Raw genomic sequence first — 24,392 nt, forward strand, 5'->3', positions numbered from 1 at the left:
CAGAGGCATACGGCTTATCGGAGGCAAACATGACCATCGCCATCGTCGGGGCCGGCTTGGGCGGCCTGGCCCTTGCCCGTGTGCTGCACGTGAACGGGATCGACGCCGTCGTGTACGAACGTGAGTCGTCGCGTGGCGCGCGCGGCCAGGGCGGCATGCTCGATCTGCACTCCGGGACCGGGCAGCGGGCGATGCGCGAGGCCGGCCTGATCGACCAGTTCCACGCGATCGCCCGTCGTGCGGGCCAGGATCTACGCCTTCTCGAGCCGGACGGCACCCTGCTGCTCCAGGAGGACACGCCCGACGACGCCCCGCTCGAACGACCTGAGGTCGACCGTGCCGATCTGCGCGACCTGCTGCTGGACTCCCTCCCCGCCCACGCGGTGCGCTGGGGGCATACGTTCGAGTCCGCCGACAACGGCCTGCTGCACTTCGCCGACGGCAGCAGTGCGACGTACGACCTGCTGGTCGGCGCCGACGGCGCGGGCTCCCGGGTCCGCGCCCTGCTCACCGACGCCCGACCGGCGCACACTGGCCAAAACGTCGTCGAGCTCGGTATTCCCGACATCGACCGCACCCACCCCGATCTCGCGGCGATGGTGGGGCGCGGCAACTACTGGGTGCTCGGCAACGGACAGTCCCTGTCGGCGCAGCGCAACGGCGACGGCCGCGTACGCATCTACCTCAGCTTCTACAACACCGCCGAGGACTGGTTCGCCACCAGCGGGATCCCGTTCGACGACCCAGCCGCCGCGCGGGTGCGGCTGATCGACCTGTTCACCGGCTGGGACTCCCGGTTCACCGCACTGATCGCAGCCTGCGACGACATGGTCCTGCCGCGGTCGATCACCACTCTTCCGGTCGGGCTGACCTGGCCGTCGACGCCAGGTGTCACGCTGCTCGGCGATGCCGCGCACCTTATGCCCCCTGTGGGGCAGGGCGCCAACATGGCGTTGCTCGACGGCGCCCTGCTCGGCCAGGCACTGGCCGCACACCCGGACGACTTTGCCGCCGCCGTCCGGGAATACGAACGCGAGATGTTCGAACGCACCAGCGCCGCCGGCCGGCAGTCCGCGCACGTCCAGGCAATCCTGGCGTCACCGGACGCCGGCCGGAAGATGCTTGCGTTCTTCCAGCCTGGCTGAAAGTACTCGGATCGACCAGGCAACCGGTCGCCCAGCCGGCGCGATCACCCGCTCACGGATTCACCCGCTGACGGATTCAAGTGTGCCGTGCACACGGTCGCATGCACGGCACACCGGCGCTTCGGACGGTGGACGTCGGACGTCTGACGTCTGACGCACCGCCTACTTGAAGCGCACCACCTGCGGGTCGTGGTCGCTCGTCTGGTCGGAGAACTCGGCGTTGATGTGGACGACCTGGTACTCGGGCTTCTTCACGGCGGGTGAGACCAGGATGTGGTCCAGCGTCTGGGAGTTGCCGTCGTACACGTAGCTGTACCGCTCGTTCACCGGCAGCGTGTTGATCAGGTCCGTGAGGACACCACCGGAGGTGAGCGCGGCCAGCGGCTTGGAGAACTGGTAGTCGTTCAGGTCACCGAGGACGACGACCTTGGCCTTGGAGTCCTTGTCGAGCAGGCCGGACACGAAGGTGTTGACCTCCTTCGCCTGGGCCGTGCGCTGGGTCTCGGAGCTCAGCGTCGGCGGCTGGAAGGCGCCGTGCACCGGCTGGTCGCCGCCCTTGGAGTTGAAGTGGTTCCCGACGACGAAGACCTGCTTGCCGCGGAAGACGAACTCGCCGACCAGCGGCTTGCGGCTGCTCGTCCAGGCGTCCGAGGTGGGGTCGATCCGGCCCGGGGAGACCGAGAGTCGTACGCCCTTCGTGCCGTCGCTGACGGCTTCGACGGCCGTGGTGGAGTCGCCGCCCGGCCGGTCCACGAAGGTGACACGCTGCGGGTTGAAGAGGAAGACGTTGCGGATGTTGCCGCCGGGTTCGCCGCCGTCCGAGTCGTTGACCGGGTCGATGGCGCGCCAGTCGTACGACGGGCCGCCGGCCGCCTTGATGGCGTCGATGAACCGGGCGATGGTCGTGCCCGCCGTGACCGTGCCGTCGTCCTTGGGGCCGTTGTCGTCCTGGATCTCCTCCAGGCTCACGATGTCCGGGGCCGCCAGGTTCGTGACGATGCCCTGGGCCAGCCGGTCGAACTTGCTCTGCGGGTCGGTCGGGTCGAGGTTCTCGACGTTGTACGTCGCCACGGAGAGCTCGTTGGACTTGCCCTTGCTCGCCACGTCGGGGGTGAGTCCGCCCGGCTCGACCGTTCCGAGAGTGGTCGCCTGGATGTTGTAGCCGCCGTAGTTGGAGTAGTCCACGGCGCCCGTGGTGGTGCCGGCGAGGGTGTCGCCCACGTTGGCCTTGAGCTGGTCACCGGTCAACGACGTGACCAGCAGCCGCCCGGAGTTGGGGTCGTCGTAGCCGGTGACGATGGTGCCGCCCCGCGGAGTCGGGTTCTGGGCGGGCTTGGTGGTGATCCAGGTTTCGTTGTAGGCGTTGGTGGCGCCCACCACGCGGGAGTCGCCGATCTGCACCAGCATGCCCTCGTGGGCTTCCAGCCAGTCCAACGCGTAGGCACCGGGCTGCAGTTCCACGGACTCGATGTTCCCGCCCTGTGCCTGCGGGGCGTAGGCGTCGGGCAGCGTCGAGGAGTCGATGACCTCGGCCGCGGGCACCGCGTTGCCCGCGGACAGCACGGCGGCCGTCGGGCCGGTCAGTTCGGTGACGGACTGCGAACCACTGCTCTTGCCACCGGGGTAGTACTCGCTCACCTTGCCCGAGACGAGCACCGAGTCGCCGACCTTGACCAGAGGCGTGGCGGAGCCCGTGAAGACGAAGAGACCCTCGCTGGTGGCCGGGTTGCCGTCCGGTTCGGGGTCCTGGATCCAGTAGCCCTTCGAGCCGGTGCTGCGCACAGCGGTCACCACGCCGGGCACATTGGTGACGGTCCTGCCGCTCTGCGGGGAGATCCGGCTAGTGCCCTGGATGTCGTGGATGCGGAGGCTGCCAGGGGTAGGAGTGGGCGTGGGGGTGGGCGACGGGTCGCCGGAGCCGCCACCCGCGGTGTTGTGGGGGCTCGGCACGGAGCCCGTGAGGTCGGTGGCGTTGTTGTCGGTGTCGGTGAGCTTCGTGTCGCGCGAGACCGAGGTGGTGTTGCCGGCTCCCGTGGCGGGAGACCCCTCACGGACCACGGCGGTGCCGAACCCGACCAGGTCCTTGACGGTGCCGTCCGCCGCGCAGTCGGCAGCGGTCAGGCAGGTGAGCGGAGTCGTCGAGTGGACCAGTGCCACGGTGCCGGTGGTCGCTGACATGGAGATCGTGCCGGAGGCGTCGGGCGTCGGCAAGGCGGTGTCGCCGCCGGAGCCCTTGGCCTCCTGGACCAGGTAGGTGCCGCCCGCGGGAATGGCGCCGGTGAGCGGGGTGACCTGCCACTTGCTGGTGGCGGTGGGCGATCCGGGCAGGTACTGCACGGACCAGCCCCCCAGGTCCAAGGGGGCGGTGGCGGCATTGCCCAGTTCGACGAAGTCGTTCGTGTACGAGGCACCGGAGTTGCCGCCTCCCCCGTACACCTCGGAGATGACGGCGTCCGAGGAGGGCTCGGCCTGCGCGGTGAAGGGAAGCGCGACGAGCGACCCTGTGAGGCCGACGGGCAGAGCGACAAGGAGGGCCTTGGCACCTCGGCCGCGCAGGGCCGGGGGTATGCGTGTCACGTGAGACTCTTTCTCGCGGGAGCAGTTGTGTCAGAGGCGCGGCGGAGATGTGGGGGGTGTGTGATGCTTCAAGTTGGCGTCAAGATACGCGCGTAGACGCACGTCGTACAAGGAGTCTTACCTGATGGGTGGCTGACGTTCGCCGGCCGTTCGCCCACACGCGGCGTTCAGGTACCGCCTGACCCGTGGCCAAGGCACGCCCGGTCGAGCCCCGTTCCGGACTTCCGGACTTCGGGACTTCCGGACTCCGGGACGGCTCGACCGCCGGTGCACGCCTTCGCTCAGCAGACGCCGCTCGGGGCCACTGCCGTCTATTTCACGGTGCCGGTGAAGATCGCGCTTTCTGACTCCATGTCGGGAGACACTTCGATCTGGATGAGCTTTCCCGCCTTCGGGAGCTCGCAGCCCCAGGGCACATTGATGGACCTTCCGGCGAGGAGCTTGGTGTCGGGTCCTCCGTCGAGGCCGTGTTCGCTGTCGAAGATCGATTCGCTGCTGTGCCCGTCTTCACCGTAGGAGCAGTTGACGGTGAGTCCGGTGGTGTCGAGGGTCTTGCTGCCGCTGTTCTTGATCTTGACGGTGAACCGCACGTAGTCGGTGTTCTCGGGTGCCGCGTACTGACTGGACACGGCCCGTCGGAACCCGGAGAGGCTGACGGCGACGTCGTTCTCGTAGGCGACGGTGTCGGTCAGGGTGTAGACGTCGCCGCCGGTGCCCTCATCCGTGGCGTCGTCCGTCGCGTCGTCCGCAGGGGCCGTCGTGTCGTCGGACGCCGCGTCGGCACTGTCGTCGCCGACGGTCTCCGTGACGGTGACGGTGGGTGCCGCCTTGGTGTCGCCCTCGCCGGTGACGCCGGCCGTGACGGCGGCGGAGACAGCCGCAGCAACGACGGCCGCGGCCACGGCGATGACGACCGTGCGGTGCCTCTTCGCCTGGGGCTGCGGCGCGGGTGGCACGGGCGGCCCGTAGCTCGGCATGGGCGGTGGCGTGATGTCGTGATTCATGGTCCCCCCAGAAGATTGCTTGAGCCATGAATCTTCCCGCGCCCGCAGTGATTTGTGGAGATGTAGTGATGAAATCGTGTTCATCACGGGAAGCTGTGAGGATCCGCGGTTCGAGCGGCGCCCGCTCGGGAGGCGAGGGAAGGCGATCCCGTCGCTCAAGTCCCCGACCGACGCTGCGAGCTGACGACAGCTCCAACTGGCCACATTCCGGCATGAGCAGGTAGACAGATCCATCGCGGCAGCCTCAGCAGCGCTCAACGGCCTCTCCGGGTAGGGCGCCTGGAAGGCCACCTTCGAGGGGCGCGCCACCGCCAAGTCGGTCGTGCGGATCCAAGGGAACCACTGGGCCCAGGGTCGCCGAAATCAGGGGCACCACCGCCAGGGACGGCTCCGGTGCGCTCGCCGCGGTCCCCCATCGTGCATCAGCCTGCCTGGTGCGCACCCTGAGCTGCGGGTTCTGTCGATCCTCCGGGCCGGGGCCTGCCCGGCACCAACAAGATGAACATCAGGGGGTTGTTTTTCAGCATCGTGAAGGTCTTCAATATGTCGCAGAACACAGCCCTCCAGGGACAGGTGGAGACCGTGCACGACACCGACGCACCGATGCCGGACGGCCGGCCGGACCTCGATGTGTTGGCCGCCACGGTCGGCCTGCAGATCAAAGCACTGCGCAAGCAAGCCGGCCTGACCCTGGACGAACTCAGCCGCCGATCCGGCATCAGCACCGGACTGATCAGCCAGGTCGAGCGAGGAAAGGGCAACCCCTCCTTCACCAGCCTGGTACAGATCGCCCACGGTCTGGACGTCCCGATCGGACGGCTGTTCCACCTCGTCGAGCAGGTCAGCCCGGTGGTCCGTGCCCACGAACGCCGCAGCCTGGAATTCCACGGCTCGGACGTGGCGGACGGCGACCGTTTCGAGCTGCTCACCCCGTCGCTCAACGGCGCTCTGGAGGTCCTGTGGGTGGTCACCCAGCCGGGCCACGACACCAGCGCCAACCCCTTCCGTCACAACGGCGAGGAGTTCGGCATCGTGCTCTCCGGTGTGAAGGACGTCTATCTCGACGGCGTCCGGCACCGGCTCGAAGCAGGCGACTCCATCACGTACTCCTCCAGCATTCCCCACTGGTACGTCAACCCCGGTGACGAGCCCGCCACCTCGATCTGGGTGGTCACGCCGCCCAGCTGGTAGGCGAGGCCCCACGCCGCCCCGTCCCCAACGCCCCCGCCTCAGGCCCGGGCGCCGGTCCCGCACGGCCTTGTCCCGTGCGCCTCCCCATGAGGTGCCCCACCATGGCATCACTCATCGGCAGAAACTCTGTCGCCACCGGAAAATCCCTCTCCCACCGTCGCGCCCTGCTGGCCCTCGGCGGCGGTAACGCAGTCGAGTGGTACGACTGGATGGTCTACGGGCTCCTGGCCTCCTACATCGGCCCGCTCTACTTCCCGTCCGGCAACTCCGTCGCCGAGACCATGTCCGCGCTGGCCGTCTTCGCGGTCGGCTTCGCCGCCCGACCGCTCGGCGCGATCGTCTTCGGCACCCTCGCCGACCGCATGGGCCGACGCGCCATCATGCTCTTCTCCATCGGTTCGATGGTGCTGAGCAGCCTGATCATCGCCCTGCTGCCCAGCCATGCGAGCATCGGCGTCTGGGCCGGAGTCATCCTGCTGGCCAGCCGCATCCTGCAGGGACTGTCCACCGGCATCGAGGCCCCACTGAACTCCGCGTACATCGTGGAACTGGCACCCGAGGGCAGCACCGCCCGCTTCGGCAGCATCATCAGCATCTACGTACAGGCCGGGATCGTCGGCGCCTCCCTGGTCTGCTTCCTGACCACCTCGGTCATCGCCCCCGACGCCATGGCGTCCTGGGGCTGGCGCATCCCGTTCGCGGTCGGCGCCGTCGGCGGACTGGCCTTCCTCTGGCTGCGCCGCGCCCTGCCGGAAACCCTGCACACCACGAGCCAGCCACAGACCGGGCCGGCCCGGGTGGGCCAGGTCTGGGCCGAGGTCTGGCAGCACCGGCTGGCACTCCTGGCGATCGTCTTCGTCGTGGCCGGCGCCCAGGCGCTCAACTACACCTGGGCCACCGGACTGCCCAACCTGGCCCGCTCCGCCTACCACGAGAACCCGGACACCGTCTTCCTGGTCTCCACCCTCGCCGGGATCTGCGTCGCCGCGCTCTACCCGCTCGTCGGCCGGCTCGCCGACCGCAAGCGGATCTCCCGCACCTTCCTCGCCTCCCGGCTCGCCGTGGTGCCGCTGATCTTCATCGTCCTCGCCTACCAGCAGCCCGGCATCGCGATGTTCACCGTGGTGATGCTGGTCGGCGCACCCGTGCTCGCCTTCACCATGGGCCTGTACAACACCGTCGCCGCCACCCTGATGCCGACCAGCTGCCGGGTCACCGGCGTCGGCCTCGGCTACGCGATCGGCGTGGCCGGCTTCGGCGGCACCGCTCCCTACCTCCTGCTGTGGCTCCAGGACCTCGGCGCCGGCTGGGCGTTCCCCGTCTACGGCGCGGCCCTCTGTCTGCTCAGCGTCCTGCTCTACGTGCTCGTCCTCCGCCGCGGTGGCGTCCGCGTCGGCAGCTGAAAGGAACTCAGATGCCCCAGACCGTCTCTCTCGACGCCATCGAGGCACCCGTGGTCCAGCGGTCCGACGTCATCGTGGTCGGCGGCGGACCGGCCGGGGTCAGCGCGGCCGTTGCCGCGGCCCGCACCGGGGCCGAAGTCACCCTGCTGGAACGCTACTCGGCCCTCGGCGGCCTGGCCTCCGGCGGCATGGTCCTGGTCCTCGACGACATGATCAACGACAACGAGATCACCGTCACCGGGATCGTCGACGAGTACGTCGAGCGGATGGCCAAGCTCGGACTCGCCGTCTATCCGCCGCCCGAGGACCGCTACTCGTCGCCCGAGACGTGGGCCAGGTGGGGCCGCTGGGGCGCCTTCGACTTCCACTCCCACACCAACCCCAAGCCGATCTGCTACGCCGTCGCCTTCGACCCCGACGGCTGGAAGCGGGTCTCCAACGACCTGATCCGCGAAAGCGGCGTCAACCTGCGGCTGCACAGCTGGTTCTCCCGGCCGGTGGTGCAGGACGGCGCGGTCAAGGGCGTGGTCTGCGAGACCAAGGCCGGCCCGCAGGCGGTGATGGGCGACGTGGTCGTCGACACCACCGGCGACATCGACGTGGCCTCCCGGGCCGGCGCCTCCTACACGCAGGACAACTACCTGGTCACCCTGGTGTTCCGGCTCGGCGGGGTGGACACCGCGGCCGCCGAGCGCTTCGAGCAGGAGAACCCGCGCGAGGCCCGGGCCGTCAACCGCAAGATCAAGCGGATGCTCGGCGGCGCCTGGGAGCTGTGGTGGCTCAAGACGCCCGTCCCCGGTGTGGTCTGGTGCAACTGCCCGCACATGACCGGCTTCGACGGTACCGACCCGCGCTCGCTCACGGAGGCCGAGTTCGAGGCCCGGGCCCGGATCGGCGCCGTCCTGGACCACATCAAGTCCGACCTGCCCGGCTTCGCGAACGCCTATCTCCTCGACGTCGCCGAGCAGATGGGCGTCCGGCAGACCCGGCTGCTGCAGGGCGAGTACGTGGTCACCAAGGACGACATCACCTCCCGCCGTCACTTCACCGACAGCGTCGCCCGAGGCCGCGACTACTACACCCCCTACCGCGCGCTCCTGCCCCGCGGCGTCGACCAGTTGCTGGTCGCCGGCCGGCACTACTCGGCCACCCCGGAGGCACAGCGGATCTCCCGCGAGATCCCGCCCTGCATGGCCATGGGCCAGGCGGCCGGCATCGCCGCCGCCACCGCGGTGGAGCAGGGAGTACCGGTCCGCGACATCGACCCGGCCGTCATCCAGCACCGCATGCGCGAGCAGGGCGCCGACCCCGGTGACATCCCCGCGCAGAACGCGACCGTCGACCAGCCCGAGGAGGCCGTGGCATGACCGCCACCGCACAGCCGCTGAGCGGCGTCACCGTCATCGACTTCACCCAGGTCTTCATGGGCCCGTCCTGTACCCAGATGCTGGGCGACTACGGCGCCGACGTGATCAAGGTCGAGCGGCCCGGCACCGGTGACATCTCCCGGACCTCCATCCCGGACGCGGCCGGCCTGGACAACCCCATCTTTCTGTCGATCAACCGCAACAAGCGCAGCATCGCCATCGACACCCGCACCGAGGAGGGCCGGCAGGCCGTCCAGGAACTGGTGCGCTCCGCCGACGTCGTGGTGAGCAACTTCCGGGCCGGCGTGATGGAGCGGCTCGGCCTCGGCTACGACGCGCTGCGCGCCGTCAACCCCCGGATCATCTGGGCCTCCGGCACCGGCTTCGGCACCCAGGGCCCGTACGCCCACAAGGGCGGGCAGGACGCCATCGCGCAGGCGTACAGCGGAGTGATGTGGCGCCGGGTCTCCGATGACGACCCCGTCACCCTCTACCCGACCACCCTGTGCGACTACACCACCGGAATGCACCTGCTCCAGGGCATCCTGCTGGCCCTGTTGCATCGCGACCGCACCGGCCAGGGGCAGAAGGTCGAGGTGTCGATGTACGACTCGATGCTCCACATGCAGATGCAGGAGGCCTGCCAGCAGCTCAACCGCGGCTCCGAGATCAACTGGGCCGCGATGCCGCTCACCGGGGTGTTCCGCACCACCGACGGTGCACTGATCATGGTCGGCGGCTTCAAGGCCGACCCGCTGCACCACATCAGCCGCGCCCTGGAACTCGACGAGGACCTGTCGGAGCGCCCCGAATTCGCCACCCTCGACCTGCAGTTCGCACACCGGGCCGAGCTGCAGCAGATCTTCGCCCGGGCGGTGGCCGGCAACACCACCGGCCACTGGGTCAAGCGGCTCGAGGACGAGGACATCCTCTGCGCCCCGGTGCGCAGTCTGGAGCAGACCCTCGACGACGAGCAGACCGCGGTCAACGCGATGATCGTCGAGATGGCCCACCCGGTCGCCGGCCGGATCCGCGCCCTCAACGCGCCGCTCCACCTCTCCGCCGCCCCCGCCGAGATACGCCGGGTCCCGCCGCGGCTCGGCGAGCACGGCACCGAAGTGCTCGCCGAACTCGGCTACACCACCGAGCAGATCGAGCTCCTGCGCGAGAAGGGTGTCCTGCGATGACCGACGAGGTCCGCTACGTACGGGACGGGCACATCGCCTACGTCACCATCGACCGTCCCGCCGTCCTCAACGCGGTGGACGTCAAGACCAACGCCCGGCTCAACGAGATCTGGGCCGACATCGAGGCCGACCCGGACGTGCGGGTGGTCGTCGTCACCGGTGCCGGAGAGCGGTCGTTCTGCGTGGGCGCCGACATGTCCGCCGACGCGGTCGACAAGACGGGCCTTCAGTACTGGGCCGGCCTCGACCCCAACGGCTTCGGCGGCTTGAGCCTTCGCACCACCCTGGACGTGCCGGTGATCGCCCGGGTCAACGGCTACGCCCTGGGCGGCGGCATGGAGATGGTCCTCGGCTGCGACATCGTCGTCGCCGCCGACCACGCCCGGTTCGGCCTCACCGAACCCCGCGTCGGCCGGATCCCACTGGACGGCGGCGTCTTCCAGCTGGTCCGCCGGCTGCCGCACACCCAGGCCATGGGGCTGCTGCTCACCGGCCGCCGCGCCTCGGCGGCCGAACTGCACCGGATGGGTCTGGTCAACGAGGTGGTCCCGGCCGAGGAGCTGGACCAGGCCGTCGACCGCTGGATCGCCGACATCCTCGCCTGCGCCCCCACCTCGCTGCGCGCCATCAAGCAGATGGTCCAGCATGGGGACGGGCTGTCGGCGCAGGACGCCCACAAGCTGCGCACCCCGGCGCTGATGGCGGCGCTCGACAGCGAGGACGCCAAGGAGGGCGTGCTCGCCTTCCAGCAGAAGCGGCCGCCCGTCTGGCCCGGACGATGAGGGGAGCCCACTGATGTCCGCACAACTCGCCCCCGGAGTATGGGGTGTGGTCCCCACGCCCTTCCTCGGCTCCGCCCTCGAGGTGGACGAGCCCAGTCTGGCCCGGCTCGTGAAGCACTACGAGCGGATCGGGGCCACGGGTCTGACGGTGCTCGGCGTCTTCGGCGAGGCCGCCCGGCTCTCCACCGAGGAGCGCCGCACCGTGCTGGAGGCGGTGGCCGACGCCGTCGACCTGCCGCTGGTCGTCGGGGTCACCGCTCTTGCCACCGCGCCGGTGCTGGAAGAGGCCCGGCTGGCCCGCGAGGTTGCCGGGGACCGGCTCGCCGGGGTGATGGTGCAGATCAACTCCCACGACCCGCAGGTGGTCGCGACTCACCTCAACGCGGTCCACGACGCCACCGGCGCCGGGATCGTGGTCCAGGACTACCCGGAGACAAGCCGGGTCACGATCCGCACCTCCGACCTGGTCCGCGCCGTCCGCGCGGTCCCCTCCACGGTCGCGGTCAAGGCCGAGGCGCCGCCCACTCCGGCGACCGTCGCCCTGCTGACCACCGAACTGGACGTACCGGTCTTCGGCGGTCTGGGCGGGCTGGGCCTGCTCGACGAACTGGCGGCCGGCGCCGCCGGAGCGATGACCGGGTTCTCCTGCCCCGAGGGACTGATCGCCTGTGTCGAGGCCTGGCGCAGCGGCGGCTACGAGGCGGCCCGGGAGGCCTACCTGCCGTACCTGCCGCTGGTCAACTTCGAGGCGCAGGCCCGGATCGGGCTGGCGCTGCGCAAGGAGGCCGTCCGGCGTCGCGGCCTGATCATGGAGTCGGGAGTGCGGCCGCCGGCCGCGCAGCTGCCCGAGGCCCTGGTCCCGCAGCTGGAACGGCACCTGGCCGCACTGCCCAAGGAGGTGCGGTGATGGACCTCGGCATCCGCGGCCGGGTCGCCGTGGTCGCCGCCTCCACCGGCGGCATGGGCCGGGCGGTGGCCGAAGCGCTGGCCGCCGAGGGCGCCTCGGTCGTGGTGTCCGGGCGGCGCGGCGACGTCGCCGAAAAGATCGCCGCAGGGCTGCAGGACGCGATCGGTGTCCAGGTCGACCTCACCGTCCCGGACGGGCCGCAGTCCCTGATCCAGGTGGCGCGCGAGGCCTACGGCGATCCCGACATCCTGGTCCTCAACGGCCCCGGCCCGCGGCCAGGTACCGCCGTCGGCCTCGACACCAGCGACCTCGCCGCGGCCGTGGACTCGCTGCTGTTGGCCCAGCAGCGGCTGGTGGCGCTGACCCTGCCGGCGATGCGCCGTCGCGGCTGGGGCCGCATCCTGGCGATCGGCTCCAGCGGGGTCGCCGAGCCGCTGCCCGGACTGGCCCTGTCCAACGCCGGACGGGCCGCTTTCGCTGCCTACCTCAAAACCCTCGCCGGCGAGGTGGCCGCCGACAACGTCACCGTCAACCTGCTGCTGCCCGGCCGGATCGCGACCGAGCGGGTGGCGGCTCTGGATGCCGCACGGGCCGAGCGCGAGCAGCGCCCGGTCGCCGAGGTCGAGGCCGCCTCTCAAGCCGCGATCCCCGCCGGACGGTACGGCACCCCGGCCGAGTTCGGCGCGGCCGCCGCCTTCCTGTGCGGCGCCCCCGCCTCGTACGTCACCGGGACCGCGCTGCGCTGCGACGGCGGCCTGGTCCGCGGCCTGTGAATGTGCGGGCTTCATTTGCCGGACTTCGAGCGCCGGTGCCTCTCGTAGATCGCCCAGACGAGCAGGACGACTATGCCGATGACCGCCGGCCCGACCCAGGTGGGCACCTCGCCACCACGGGCCTCGCGATGTGGACGGCGGCGGCCGGTTGCGGCCGGATGGCCCACTGGGGTTCGCAGGCCAGGACGACGGCTCCGTCCAGGCCGCGCAGCAGGCGCTCGGCCCCGGCCAGGGTGCGCTCGGCGGCCTCGCGGGGGTCGGCCTGGTCGCGTTCGCCGACGCACAGGACCGGGGTGAGGCACGTTGCGCAACGCGGCGGCCGTCTTCGCGGCGACGACCGTGTCGCCCTCGCCGTACAGACGGCGGCGCTCGGCGTGACCGACCTCGGCGTAGCGGCAGCCGCTCTCCTTCAGGACCGGGCCGCCGACCTCGCCGGTGTAGGGGCCGGTGTCCTCGGCGGCGATGTCCTGCGCGCCGATCGCGATGCCGTACGGCGTGAGGATGCCGGCGGCGGGGACGATGGCCGGGAAGGCGGGCAGGACGAACAGGCGGGCCTCCCCCGAGGTGACGGCCGGGTGGTGCTTGGCGAGGTGGCGATCCTGCGGCCCCAGTTGAGGGTCTGGTGGTGGCCGAAGTACATCTTCAGGCTCACCCCGAGCAGGACGGCCGGTGGTGCGGGGCTGGTCACCAGGCGGCTGCCTCGGTGTTCTCGGTGTTCTCGTGGTCACACATGAGCTGGACCTTGGCGGCGGACGGGGAGCGCTCGTCGAGCGGTGCCGAGGGTACGCAGGATGGTGCCCCACAGGGACGCGGATGCGGGCGCCGGCAAGCGGCACGATGTCCTCGCCCTGCGGCCATCCAGGCGATGGCGAGCTGGGCGACGGTGCACCCCTTGGCCTAGATGATGGATTCCAAGGGTTGGTGGTCGTAGCGATTCCGGACCGGAGGGGTGGCGCGGTCCCATAGGCTGAGTCCTCGTGCGCACCGTCTGGGGGGGTAAATGACCAGTAGGTTCACCGAGTTGGTTGTCGACTGTCACGATCCGGAGCGGCTCGCGGCCTTCTGGTGCGCGGTGCTGGGCTTCAAGGTGATCGACCGGGGCGAGGGCAAGGTCGAGATCGGCTCCTGGGAGCCGACCGTCGAGGAGGTCCGGGTCCGCCAGATGCCGCCCACCCTGGTGTTCATCCGGGTGCCCGAGGGCAAGAGCGTGAAGAACCGGCTCCACCTGGACGTCAGCCCGATCGACGGCAGTACCGACGACGAGGTGGCCAGGCTGCTTGGCCTTGGCGCCGCCAAGGTGGACGTGGGCCAGGGCCCTGGCCGGAGCTGGGTGGTCATGGCCGACCCCGAGGGCAACGAGTTCGATGTCCTGCGCACCCTGGCACCGTCCAACTAGATGATCATTCCCGAGGGTCAGTGGTCGTAGGCGGTCAGTGAGCGCAGGACGGGCTGTCCGCTCTGGTCGTTGTTCCCGATGGCGGTGGTCAGCGTGAGGATGCGCTGCATGATGCGGGCGACGACGCCGACGGGTGTGGGGCCGTGGTGCTGTTCGAGGTTGAGCCGGCCCTTGAAGGTCTCGTTGACCGACTCGATGACCTGCCTCAGTGGTTTGAAGTGCTCGGCTCCGGACCGCTCTGGTTCACCCTTGCGGGTCAGCCGCAGCAGCCGGATGCCGCACATCTCCCGGTGCCGTCTGCCGATCACACATGGAGACGCGACGAGAGGCTTTCAGGCTTCGTCGACCGGGCGCCCCGCCCCGGGTCGGTCTCGCGATGGCCCTGTCGACATGTGACTCACGTCACATGCGGTTCCTGTCAGGAATCGGGTCGCCGCTCCGCTCAAGGTCACGAGAAGCGAGCGAATCAACAGGAGCTGCAGATGAAGCACCGCATCGTCGTCCTCGGCGCCGGCTATGCCGGGGCCCACACGGCCGGGAACCTGGCCCGTCGGCTGTCCCCGGCGGACACCGAGATCACTGTGGTCAACGCTGAGCCGGACTTCGTCCAGCGGCTGCGGCTGCATCAGTTGGCGGCCGGTCAGGAGATCGAGACTCGGAAGCTTGCCGACGTCTTTGCGGGCACGGGGATACGGCTGCGCGTGGCCCGTGTCACCGCCGTCGACCCCGAGCGTCAGGTCGTCGCCGTGGCCGACACCGAGGGCGGCGGCGAGGCAGAAGGCGAACTCGGCTACGACACGCTTTTCTACGCGCTCGGCAGCCACGTCGCCGACGGCGGCGTGCCCGGGGTGACCGAGCATGCCTTCGACGTCGCCGGCAGGCCGTCGGCGCTGCGCCTGCGCGAGCGTCTGGACGGCCTGGGCGCCGGCGGGCGTGTGCTGGTCGTCGGTGACGGGTTGACCGGCATCGAGACCGCCGCCGAGATCGCCGAGTCCCGGCCCGGCCTGTCGGTGACGCTGGTCGCCCACGACGAGCTGGGCGCCCGGCTCTCCGCCGGAGCCCGCAGCCACCTGCGCCGGGCCTGCGACCGGCTGGGCGTCACCGTCCTGGAGCACACCCGCGTCGAGGCCGTCGAAGCGGCGCGGGTGCTGTGCGCCGACGGCACCGCCCTGGCCTCCGACGCGACCGTGTGGACAGCCGGGTTCGCGGTCAGTCCCATCGCCGCCGCCGGCGGACTGGAGGTCACCGAGAACGGTCGGATCGTCGTCGATCGCACCATGCGGTCGGTCTCCCACCCGAATGTCTACGCCGCCGGCGACAGCGCCTACGCCATCGGCGACAACGGCCGGCCGCTGCCGATGTCCTGCGCTTCGGCCGGCTACACCAGCATGCAGGCGATCGGCGCGATCGTGGGGCGTCTGACCGGCCGCAAGATCCCGCACACCAAGCTGGAGTACGTGGGCAACCACATCAGCCTCGGGCGGCGGGACGGGATCCTGCAGATGGTCGACGAGGAAGCGCAGGCGAAGCCGAAGTACCTCGGCGGCCGGAAGGCCGCGCGGATCAAGTCGGGCATCCTCAAGACCTCGCTGTGGGCCACCTCGCACCCCACCTTCGGCATGCCCAAGCGCCGACGCCGCCTGACCGCCGCCCCGGATACGTCCGCGCACACCTCCGCGCATACCTCCGCGGAGAAGGCCGTCGCATAGCCGCCTAGGGTGGTCCGCGTGGAAAGCACCGCCGCTGACGGCTTCGACACCAGTCGGTTCGAGGCCAGCCGGAACCGGCTGGCCTCGCTGGCGTACCGTCTCCTCGGCTCGGCAACCGACGCCGAAGACGCCGTGCAGGACGCGTTCTTGCACTGGCAGGCCGCCGACCGGCAGCGGATCAGGGTGCCGGAAGCGTGGCTGACCAAGGTCGTCACCAACCTGTGCCTGGACCGGCTCCGCTCGGCACAGGCCCGCCGCGAACGCGCCGTCGGCGCCTGGCTGCCCGAACCGCTCCTCGACGGCGACCCGATGCTCGGCCCGGCCGACACGTTCGAGCAGCGCGAATCGGTCTCCTTGGCCGTGCTGACTCTCATGGAGCGCCTGTCGCCCCTCGAGCGGGCCGTCTACGTGCTGCGCGAAGCGTTCTCCTACAGCCACGCCGAGACCGCCGAGATCCTCGACATCACCGAGTCCGCGAGCCAGCAGCACCTCCACCGGGCCCGCCGCCGCATCACCACCGCGCGCCGCGGCGGCGGCGAAGTCGACCCGGCATCCGCCCGCAGGATCGTCGAGGAATTCCTCGCCGCTGCCACCTCGGGCCGCACCGAACGGCTGGTGGCGCTGCTCACCGACGACGCGACCGCGATCTCCGACGGCGCCGGCCTGGCGAAGACGCTGCTGCACTACGACACTCCACAGCGCATCGCCGCCGTCGTACGCGCCGGCCTCAAGCCCACACCCGCGAAACGGCGGTTGGCCGGCGGCACGCCCGCCGTCCACTACGCGCTCGTCAACGGCGCCCCCGCCATGCTCTTCGTGGTCGGCGACCAGGTCGTCGGCGCCGTGACGTTCGACGTCGCCAACGGCAGGATCGCGACCGTGCGCGGCATCGCCGCCCCCACCCGCATTGCCCGCCTCATCGAAGCCTGGCGCCAGCGCGAACCGGACACGCCGCTCATCGCCCAGTGGTGACGGGCCTGCGTTTCACAGCGGTCGTGTCGGCTCTCACCTTCCGTGCCAGTTCGAGAAAGTGGTCCCAGTCCCAGTTGGCTCCGGGGTCGGTGTGGGTGGCGCTGGACACCTCGTGGTGACCCAGGATGTGGGTTCGGTCCAGTGGGATCGCATGGCGCGCGCACACGGCCGCGGTGAGCGCCGCGGACGAGGCGTACATCTCCTCGGTGAACCAGGCAGAGGAGTTGACCCAACCCTCGTGTGTGATGCCGATGCTGCGGTTGTCGTAGGAGGGATCACCGGTGTGCCAGGCGATGTCCCTCTCGCGGACGCACTGGCCGATGTGGCCGTCTGCCGAGCGGACCAGGTAGTGGGCCGAGGTTCTCCGGCCGGGATCCTGGAAGACGGCGACGGCGTCGTCGAAGTGTTCCTGCGTGACGTGGATGATCACGTGGTCGACCGGATGGCTACGGGGGCGCCGCGCGGTCCGGTAGTTGGCGGGGTCGGCGGGCAGCCACTGCGCGCCCGGATGGTCGACGACCGCGGGGTGAGAGCCGTCGCCGGCCGCGGAAGCGGTGCCGGTGGCGGCTGCGGGGGTGGCTGCCGTGGCCAGGGTGACGGCGGCGGCACCACGCAGCACCGTACGGCGTGACGGGGGAGGTTGCCGGTTGCCGTCGCTGCTGCGGATCGGTTCCGTCATGCTCCGTCCTCCTGTGAGGTCCGGTACCAGTTGTGCCGGGCGAGCCTGGGCTCGTAGACCCCTTTCGGCAGGTCGTCGGTGAGCCGGACCGACCATCGCTGGAGCCGCTGCATGAGATCGGCCTTGACCTTGCGCAGGCTCGGATCGTCCCAGCGGTTGTCCAGCTCCATCGGATCCTTGTCGAGGTCGTACAGCTCACCGACGTCTGCGACATGCTCATAGAGCTTGTAGTGGTCGTGCCGGATCATCCGCGACGAGCCGCTCTGGGTCACGCTGTTCAGCTCGTCGTACCTGGTGCCTTCGTAGGGGAAGTGCAGCGGTGGCCGGGCGTCGTCGGGATAGGGCAGACCGCCGTAGCCGCGCTCGGTGACGATGTCGGCGAACTCCGCGGCCGGGTAGTCGGAGCCGGTGAGCATCTGCCACAGGCTGCGGCCCTGGACGCCCAGGGGGATGGGGCGGCCGACCACCTCGCACACGGTGGGCAGGAGGTCGGCGATCGAGACGAAGTCCTTGTCGTTGTCCCGCGTTTCGACGCCGCAGCCGTGCACGATCATCGGGATGTTCGCCAGGACCTCGGGGATGCCGGCACCCTTGCGCTGCAGGCCGTAGTCGGCGACGTAGTCGCCGTGGTCGGCGAGGAAGACCAGCAGGGTGTTCTCCCACAGGCCCTGCTCCTTCAGATGGCCGACGAGCCGGCGCAACTGGTCGTCGATGAGGCGGAGCATGCCGCAGTAGGTGGCGCGGTAGCGGCGCCAGAGCTTGTCGTAGCCGGGGCGCTTCTCCTCCACCAGCTCGCGCAGCCACTTGTAGGCGCCGCCCTTGGCCTCCGCGGCCTCGGGCCCACAGGAGCGGTCGGGGATCTCGTCCTCGTCGAACAGCGAGAAGTACGGCTCCGGCACCTGGTACGGGTTGTGCGGCTCGGGCATGGAGACCCAGGCGAAGAACGGCTTGTCGGGGTCCCGGGCGTCCACCTGCCGGATGGTGTCGGAGACGATCCGGTACGCGTACTGCTGCTCCGGCGGGAACGGGGTGGGCGCAGTCGTCGGGCCCATGTCGATGGAGTTCATCCAGGCGGTGAAGGCGCGCTGCTCGGTGGTGGTGTCCGGCCCCTTCGTGTGGCCGTACGGGCCGGAGAAGGCGTCGTAGTCGTCCGGATCGTCTCGGTACATGTGCGTCTTGCCGGCGTAGAACAGTTGGTAGCCGGCGCCGCGCAGAACATCGATCAGGTCGTCTCCGCGGGACACGTCCTGCGGGTCGGTGGTGGAGTTCTGCCGTACCCGGTGGGTGCTGGGCCATCTGCCGGTGAGCAGACTGGTGCGCGCCGGGACACAGGCCGGGGCGGTGGTGTACGCGCGACGGAAGCGGGTGCCCCGGGCCGCGATGGAGTCGAGAAAGGGCATCGTGTCCAGGTCGAAGCCGACGCCGGCGGTGAAGTCGGCGCGGAGCTGATCGGTCATCACGAACACGATGTTGGGGGCGGTCGGGCAGGTCACAGTGTTCCCTTCCAGGAGGAGAACGCGATCGGAGCAATCGGGCGGGGACGCGAATCAACCAAGCGGCATGCCACGTGGGTTGACGCCCCGCAACCGGAGATCGCGTCGCCTTGGGCCTTCACTCGCTGACGGCATGGCCTCGGCTCTGGCGCCGGACGTACAGGCGGTTGCCCTGCGGGCCGGTCCACTCCAGGCGGACGACGCCGGGTACCGCGGCGTCGGCGATGCGTGCCGGGTCGGCCCAGTAGCCGAAGTTCGGGTTGCGGAAGAACGTCGCCCACAGCCGGCCGTCGACGTCCGCGAAGATGTTGTTGTGGCCGGCGCCCACGCCCAGGGTCCAGCGGCGGGAGTACGGCCCCTCGAAGTGGTCGGCGACGGCCACGATCGCGTCGTAGTGGTACTGCGTCCGGCCGGGGGCGGGCGTGTCGTAGGCGTGGCGGATGCTGCCGTCGGCGTCCGTCGAGGTGCGGTCCCACGCGGCGTGCAGCAGGTAGTACTTCCCGCCGTGCTTGAAGACGTACGCACCCTCCAGGTAGGGCTCAGGGGTGTAGGGCTGCTGTCGGAACGCCGGGAGTCCCGTCGTCGGGACGATGTCCTCCATGTCGTCCCGGAAGCGGGCGTACAGGTTGTTGTGCAGCACCAGCCAGGCGTCGTCGCCCTCGGTGTACATGCTGCCGTCGATGTGAAAACGTGCCCCGGGATCGATGTTCGGCGCGTCGGGGAGCGCATCGCCGAAGGGCTTGTCGAGGTTGCCCTCGACGAGCCGGTACGGTCCCTCGACGCCGCCTTCGCTCACCAGCAGGAACGAGCCGACCTTGCGTGCCCGGTCGCCCATGCACGCGACGATGTACCAGGTGTCCCGGAAGTAGTGCACCTCCGGTGCCCAGACGTTGCCGCGCTTGCCGAACCGGTCGTCGTACCAGTACTGCTGCCAGGGGGCGACGACCGTGCGCCCGGGCCGGTTCTCGTCGGCGAACTCCGGCGACCAGACCTTGCCCTTCTCGGCGCCGGGCCGGATGCCGGTCGTGTCGACCAGATGCCACGGGCCGCGCAGAGAACCCGCCGTCCACATGAAGATCCCGTCGTTCCAGGGGCCGGCCGTGTCGAGGCCGGGTACGCGGGTGGTGCCGGTGGCGACGTAGAGCGGGCGGCGGCCCGCGATCCTGAAGCAGTTGACATAGGTGTCGCGCATCCAGACCCGGCCGAGCTCCTCGTCGCGCGGACGCAGCTCGAGCGGCAGGACGAAGGAGTTGTCCTGTCTCGGCCAGAGATCCATGCGGGTGTCCGCGAGACCGTACGGCTCGAGGTCGGGCCAGTTCGACGGGTAGCGCCCGCTCGCCGTGCCGTCCGTGGGGACCGCGGCCGCCGCCCGCGCCACCACGCCCAGCGATCCGGCCGCACCGGCGAGGCCGACGGCACCGGCCGCGCCGGCCGTCCTGGCCGCCCCGGCCAACAGCGCCCGTCGGCCGATGGGCGTCCCTTTCTGGGGACCGGTGCTCATCGATCGCACTCACCTTCGTCGTTCCGCACGCCGGCACCGGCGCACGCAGCAGCTCGAACAAGGAATCTTCTGAATGCACTGAGCCCAGCATGCGAAGCCTTTCTGATTTTCGTCAACAGGTCGGAGAATTCGTCCGGATCGGCCCGGATGAATTCACCCCGGCCGATCCAGGACGCCCATCATCACTTCTGTTCTGCCGACCCCTTGACGGAAAAATTCGAGATCCGTTGCATGAGTGCGGGGGCGGCTTCGGTCGTTCCTGCCCTCGCTGCGCCCAAGGCGCAGGTTCTTCAATGGGGAGAGAATTGTCATGGGATTGCGAGGAAGGCCGGCGCGGTCGGCTGCGACGGTGTTGTCGGTCGGCTTGTTGCTGGCCGGCGGGCTCTCGGCGGTCGCACCGGCCGACGCGGTGACCGCCCACGGAGCCGGATCGCCGTCCGCGACCTACACCAACCCGATCACCTCCAATGTGGTGGACACGTTCCCGGATCCGGCGATGATCCGGGGCAAGGACGGTTCGTGGTACGCGTACGGAACGACGAACCCGATCTTCAACAGCGCGGGTGAGCCGGGCGAGCACATCCTCCCCGTTCTCCGCTCCGACAACATGGTCGACTGGACTTACGTGGGCGATGTCGTCTCGCCTGACGCGATTCCCCCCTTCTGGCAGAGCAACTCCCGCGCCTGGGCGCCGGACATCCGCTACGTCGACGGTCAGTACCACCTGACGTATGCGCTCTCGACCGGGGGCATCGCGCTGGCGACGGCGCCGACGCCGACAGGTCCGTGGACTCAGCACGGTCTCCTCGTCCCGAGCGCGGCGGTGGCCGGTTGCCCGACGGGCAACATCGACCAGGCGCTGTTCACGGACACAGACGGCACGCACTACCTCTATTGGGGCAGCTACGACGTCATCTGCGTCTCCAAGACGAATGCCGACGCGACCGCACTCACGGGACCCGTCACCCAGGTCGCCCAGGGGCGGCGCATGGAAGGCGCGTTCGTCGTCAAGCACGGCGACTTCTACTACCTCATGTACTCCGACGGCGGATGCTGCGACGGAGCGTTCAGCGGCTACACCGTCAAGGTGGGGCGCAGTCGCAGTCCTTACGGCCCGTTCGAGGACGACGAGGGAACCGATCTGATGAGCCTCTCGAGCAAGGGTGGCTTCGTCCTCGCCCCGAACGGCAACGGGTTCACGGGCGTCGGGCACAACGCGGTCCAGACCGATCTGTCGGGCCAGGACTGGATCGTCTACCACGGGATCTCGAACGCGGACCCCGACTTCCCGCCGGTGCAGTCGCGCGCGGGCGAACTGAAGCTCTCCAAGCGCCCGATGCTGATCGATCGGCTGGCCTGGATCGACGGCTGGCCCGTGGCCAACGCGGGCGCGGGCGGAAGCGTCTCCGGGGCAGCGGCGCCCGTGACGACCGGACCTGTCGACGACAGCTTCGCCACAGGACTTGGCGCCTGGGTGTCCCGGGGCCCGGCCGTCGTCGGCGACGAGACGGACCCCGGCCGCTTCGCACGTCTGGGTGATGGGGCCGCGCTCACGAGCAAGGTTCGTGTCGAGGGCGATCTGCACGCACGGGCAGACGTGCGGACTTCGCCGGGTGGAGCCGTCGGGCTCCGCGCCGGCGTCAACGGGCGCAACGGCGCCGTCGCGTGGCTCGACGCCCAGGCCGGCGAGCTCCGCGTCGAAGTCACGCACGGTGACACGACCGTCCGCTCGGCCGCTCCGCTGCCGGCGGCGTTCGACGCGAGTACCTGGAAGGTGCTGACGCTCGACTGGGTCGGCGATCACGTCACAGCATCGGTGTCGGAGGACGATCTCATCGATCCGCTCGCGGTGACGACGGCGACGGCACTCAGGAACGCGACTCCGAGCGGCGCGATCGCGGTGAGCGCGCGCCGCGGTGGCGACGTCGACAACGTGAGCGCTGCCCCGGCGGCTCGACCGGTCACCGAGCGCGTTCCCGACCCCGTGCCGGGCCGACTGCTCACGGAATACTCCGACGACTTCGAAGGGACCGGCATGCCGGGAACGGGGGGCTCTGCGTGGTCGTGGGTGCGGCAGCCCGCCGCGGGGCCGCGGCTGGAGGGCGGCCGGCTCGTGTGGCCCACCCAGGCCGCTGAGCTGTACACGGGCAGCAACACAGCTTCGGTGCTGCTCCGGGACGCTCCCCGGTCGGACTACCTCGTCGAGACGAAGCTCAGTTTCGACGGTAGCCGGGCTTCTCAGCAGGCCGGGCTGGTTCTCTACCAGAACGACGACCGGTACCTGAAGCTGGTGCACTCCCTCCTGCCGCTCAACCGCAAGCCCGGCCAGCTTCTGCACCAGACGGAGTTCGGCAAGGAAGCAGAGCGCCCGACGGCCACTCCGCCGGTCGCCGTGGCGAACGGCCCGATGTTCGGGGCAGCCCCCGCAGAGACGACCTGGCTGCGGTTGTACGTCCGGCATGACGTCGTTCACGACGAGTACGACGTGCGCATGGCATCGAGCACCGACGGTGAACGCTGGGAGTGGGGCGGTACGTGGTCCCTGTCCGACCAGGGCGACCTGCGCATCGGTCTCGTGTCCATGAACACCGCCGGAGCCACCGCAAAGTTCGACTACGTGCACACCTACGACATGGCGCAGGGTGCTGGAACACAAGCTGCGGGAGGCGGGACGACCAGCTGACCCGCGGGTGGACCGCGGGTGCGGTGCCCGGGGCGTTGCCCGGGCGGTCCCCCCACCCGCGGCGTGCCGCCGACGAGCGCCCCGTCCCTCCGAGCAACCACAGCTTCGCCCGACGGCGGAACCACGGCCGCACGCTGCGGGGCTGAGCCCAGAAGGAGCCACACCATGTCGCGACACCGACGTGTACTGTCCAAGCTCGCCATCGCCTGCGCCACCACGCTTGCCGTCTCGCTCTCCGGGGGCGGGGCATCGGCCGTGGACGAACATGAGGGCCAGGTCGCGCCTTTGCCCGCACTGGGGGTGCTGGGGGCCAACTTCAACGAAAACCTCGACCAGCTCAGCTACCCGGAGCTGCGCACGGCGCGCGCCGACTGGGTCCGGGGGTTCTACGCCCTGCCCGAAGCCGACCAGGTGCCGCCCGCGCGGAGCGGCACGATCGTGGCCCTCCACGACGCACACGCGCGGGGGTTCCACACCGTGCTGAGCCTGAAGTTCCCGATGGCCGACCGCTCGTTCCCGCAGCCGGGCACGGCAGCCATGGATGCGGAGCTGGCCCGTCTGGACCGGGTGCTGCCGCTGGTGCTCGGCATCGCCGACATCGTCACCATCGGCAACGAACCGTTCATCGAGAGCATCCCCGCCGAGCGCGATCAGCGACTCAACCGGTTCTACGAGACCGTCGCGCGGCACGTGATCGAGGCGCGGGAGCGGCTGTGCGGGTCCGGGTGCCCCACCCACCTGTACATGGGTGCCCTGAACCGGCTGGACATACCGGCCAACCGCACTCCGGCGGTGGAGCGGTACCTCGGATTCGTCCGCGAGACGCCCGAGCTCGAGGGCGTCGACCTGCACCCCCATGTGCCCGACGAGGACGCGATCCAGCCGTTCCTCGACTACACCCTGCCCCGCCTGCGTTCCGACCAGACATTCCTGGTGACGGAGTTCTCCCTGGTCTGGCGCTGGCAGCAGCACATGAGCGACCCGATCCCGGCCACGTTCGCGAAGCGGTACGGCTATGCCCCCGACACCCAGGTGTGGCAGGTGATCGGTGACGCGATCGCGCACCCGTTCCCGTCGCGCGAGTGGGACGACCTGCTCGCCGAGAGCCCGTGGTTCGAGTCCGAGAAGCATCTGCTCCGCGACGAGATGGCGCGGTTCCGGAGCACGGGCCGGCTCGCCGCCGCGATGTACGGGTTCCGGCAGGTGCCGTCGATGACGGCGGGCTGGAACGCGAACAAGCCGCCGTGGCTACTCAACAGCGTGTTCGCCACCCTCACGGTCCAGCCCCGCGGAGCCGGGATGTCGGCACCGGGCTACGCCTGGCTCGACGACTTCCGAAGCCTGCAGTAGCGGGCGCCCCCGCGGTCCCGTTACCGCCGCGGGCCGCACCGAGCACTAGGGGGTGTCTCGTCGATCAGGGCGGATCAGGGAGCGGTGGCTGGTGCCGTGCCTCGCAAGGCGGAGGAGGGAGTCGATGCGGAGCATCGGCGACCGACGACAACGCGGCGAGGTGCGGCACCAGGCGCCGCGAGCCCGGCATGATCGCCGAGACACCCCCTAGGTGTGCTGGCCGGACAGGTTGGTGACGCGGCTGGCTGGTGTTTGGCCGCTGATGCCGGTGTG

At 70.0% G+C, this 24,392-nt stretch carries 18 protein-coding genes and 2 pseudogenes; 13 read left to right on the forward strand and 7 right to left on the reverse strand.

Annotated features, from left to right (window positions below; translation table 11 throughout):
- The first annotated feature begins 29 nt into the window (after positions 1 to 29).
- Positions 30 to 1,145, forward strand: coding sequence for an FAD-dependent oxidoreductase (locus tag IE318_RS38520; RefSeq protein WP_189907578.1), 1,116 nt, complete (start codon positions 30 to 32; stop codon positions 1,143 to 1,145).
- Between the two features lie 162 nt (positions 1,146 to 1,307).
- On the opposite strand, the gene IE318_RS38525 is transcribed toward IE318_RS38520, so the two are convergent.
- Both IE318_RS38525 and IE318_RS38530 read right to left on the reverse strand, forming a co-directional pair.
- Positions 1,308 to 3,722, reverse strand: coding sequence for a DUF8508 domain-containing protein (locus tag IE318_RS38525; RefSeq protein WP_229904034.1), 2,415 nt, complete (start codon positions 3,720 to 3,722; stop codon positions 1,308 to 1,310).
- A gap of 311 nt (positions 3,723 to 4,033) precedes the next feature.
- Positions 4,034 to 4,726 (reverse strand): hypothetical protein, encoded by a 693-nt coding sequence (locus tag IE318_RS38530; protein WP_189907558.1) that lies wholly within the window; start codon positions 4,724 to 4,726, stop codon positions 4,034 to 4,036.
- Positions 4,727 to 5,269: 543 nt separating this feature from the next.
- Here IE318_RS38530 and IE318_RS38535 point away from each other — a divergent pair.
- The 7 genes from IE318_RS38535 (at position 5,270) to IE318_RS38565 (ending at position 12,336) form a co-directional block, all read left to right on the forward strand.
- Entirely contained in the window at positions 5,270 to 5,917 is a 648-nt protein-coding gene (locus IE318_RS38535) for a helix-turn-helix domain-containing protein (RefSeq protein WP_229904035.1), read from the forward strand.
- Positions 5,918 to 6,018: 101 nt separating this feature from the next.
- Positions 6,019 to 7,320, forward strand: a complete 1,302-nt coding sequence (locus IE318_RS38540) for an MFS transporter (RefSeq protein ID WP_189907559.1) — start codon at positions 6,019 to 6,021, stop codon at positions 7,318 to 7,320.
- Between the two features lie 11 nt (positions 7,321 to 7,331).
- Positions 7,332 to 8,687 carry an FAD-dependent oxidoreductase gene (locus tag IE318_RS38545; protein ID WP_189907560.1) on the forward strand — a complete coding sequence of 452 codons (1,356 nt, stop codon included), beginning with the start codon at positions 7,332 to 7,334 and terminating at the stop codon, positions 8,685 to 8,687.
- Entirely contained in the window at positions 8,684 to 9,874 is a 1,191-nt protein-coding gene (locus tag IE318_RS38550; RefSeq protein ID WP_189907561.1) for a CaiB/BaiF CoA transferase family protein, read from the forward strand. The genes IE318_RS38545 and IE318_RS38550 overlap by 4 nt, the downstream gene beginning before the upstream one ends.
- Positions 9,871 to 10,656 (forward strand): enoyl-CoA hydratase-related protein, encoded by a 786-nt coding sequence (locus IE318_RS38555; protein WP_189907562.1) that lies wholly within the window; start codon positions 9,871 to 9,873, stop codon positions 10,654 to 10,656. The genes IE318_RS38550 and IE318_RS38555 overlap by 4 nt, the downstream gene beginning before the upstream one ends.
- Before the next feature lie 13 nt (positions 10,657 to 10,669).
- Entirely contained in the window at positions 10,670 to 11,563 is an 894-nt protein-coding gene (locus tag IE318_RS38560) for a dihydrodipicolinate synthase family protein (RefSeq protein ID WP_189907563.1), read from the forward strand.
- A complete protein-coding gene (locus IE318_RS38565; RefSeq protein WP_189907564.1) occupies positions 11,563 to 12,336 on the forward strand; it encodes an SDR family oxidoreductase in 774 nt (257 codons plus the stop codon). Before IE318_RS38560 ends, IE318_RS38565 begins: the two co-directional genes overlap by 1 nt.
- Positions 12,337 to 12,460: 124 nt before the next feature.
- Here IE318_RS38565 and IE318_RS38570 read toward each other — a convergent pair.
- Positions 12,461 to 13,024 (reverse strand): annotated as a pseudogene (locus IE318_RS38570) (triose-phosphate isomerase); the annotation flags it as partial.
- A gap of 312 nt (positions 13,025 to 13,336) precedes the next feature.
- Between IE318_RS38570 and IE318_RS38575 the strand changes: the two are divergent.
- Complete coding sequence (locus IE318_RS38575; protein ID WP_189907565.1) at positions 13,337 to 13,732, forward strand: VOC family protein; 396 nt, start codon at positions 13,337 to 13,339, stop codon at positions 13,730 to 13,732.
- A gap of 17 nt (positions 13,733 to 13,749) precedes the next feature.
- On the opposite strand, the pseudogene IE318_RS38580 reads toward IE318_RS38575, so the two are convergent.
- A pseudogene (locus IE318_RS38580) lies at positions 13,750 to 14,010 on the reverse strand (IS982 family transposase); the annotation flags it as partial.
- A gap of 204 nt (positions 14,011 to 14,214) precedes the next feature.
- Between IE318_RS38580 and IE318_RS38585 the strand changes: the two are divergent.
- The gene (locus IE318_RS38585; protein ID WP_189907567.1) at positions 14,215 to 15,441 is read left to right on the forward strand and encodes an NAD(P)/FAD-dependent oxidoreductase; all 1,227 of its coding nucleotides are present in this window, start codon (positions 14,215 to 14,217) and stop codon (positions 15,439 to 15,441) included.
- 18 nt (positions 15,442 to 15,459) lie between these two features.
- Positions 15,460 to 16,413 carry a sigma-70 family RNA polymerase sigma factor gene (locus IE318_RS38590; protein ID WP_189907568.1) on the forward strand — a complete coding sequence of 318 codons (954 nt, stop codon included), beginning with the start codon at positions 15,460 to 15,462 and terminating at the stop codon, positions 16,411 to 16,413.
- On the opposite strand, the gene IE318_RS38595 is transcribed toward IE318_RS38590, so the two are convergent.
- The 3 genes from IE318_RS38595 to IE318_RS38605 all read right to left on the reverse strand — a co-directional run bounded on the left by IE318_RS38595 (position 16,397) and on the right by IE318_RS38605 (position 20,086).
- Positions 16,397 to 17,092 (reverse strand): N-acetylmuramoyl-L-alanine amidase, encoded by a 696-nt coding sequence (locus IE318_RS38595; RefSeq protein ID WP_189907569.1) that lies wholly within the window; start codon positions 17,090 to 17,092, stop codon positions 16,397 to 16,399. The genes IE318_RS38590 and IE318_RS38595 overlap by 17 nt on opposite strands.
- Positions 17,089 to 18,585: a sulfatase family protein gene (locus tag IE318_RS38600; protein WP_189907570.1), complete on the reverse strand. Its 1,497-nt coding sequence runs from the start codon at positions 18,583 to 18,585 to the stop codon at positions 17,089 to 17,091. The genes IE318_RS38595 and IE318_RS38600 overlap by 4 nt, the downstream gene beginning before the upstream one ends.
- Before the next feature lie 118 nt (positions 18,586 to 18,703).
- Complete coding sequence (locus IE318_RS38605) at positions 18,704 to 20,086, reverse strand: family 43 glycosylhydrolase (protein WP_189907571.1); 1,383 nt, start codon at positions 20,084 to 20,086, stop codon at positions 18,704 to 18,706.
- Positions 20,087 to 20,435: 349 nt separating this feature from the next.
- On the opposite strand from IE318_RS38605, the gene IE318_RS38610 reads away from it, so the two are divergent.
- On the forward strand, positions 20,436 to 22,769 hold the full coding sequence (locus tag IE318_RS38610; protein ID WP_229904037.1) for a family 43 glycosylhydrolase: 2,334 nt from the start codon (positions 20,436 to 20,438) through the stop codon (positions 22,767 to 22,769).
- A gap of 165 nt (positions 22,770 to 22,934) precedes the next feature.
- On the forward strand, positions 22,935 to 24,119 hold the full coding sequence (locus tag IE318_RS38615; RefSeq protein WP_229904038.1) for a hypothetical protein: 1,185 nt from the start codon (positions 22,935 to 22,937) through the stop codon (positions 24,117 to 24,119).
- Positions 24,120 to 24,392: the final 273 nt, after the last annotated feature.

It is taken from the genome of Streptomyces spiralis (assembly GCF_014654675.1).
Lineage (GTDB): Bacteria > Actinomycetota > Actinomycetes > Streptomycetales > Streptomycetaceae > Streptomyces > Streptomyces spiralis.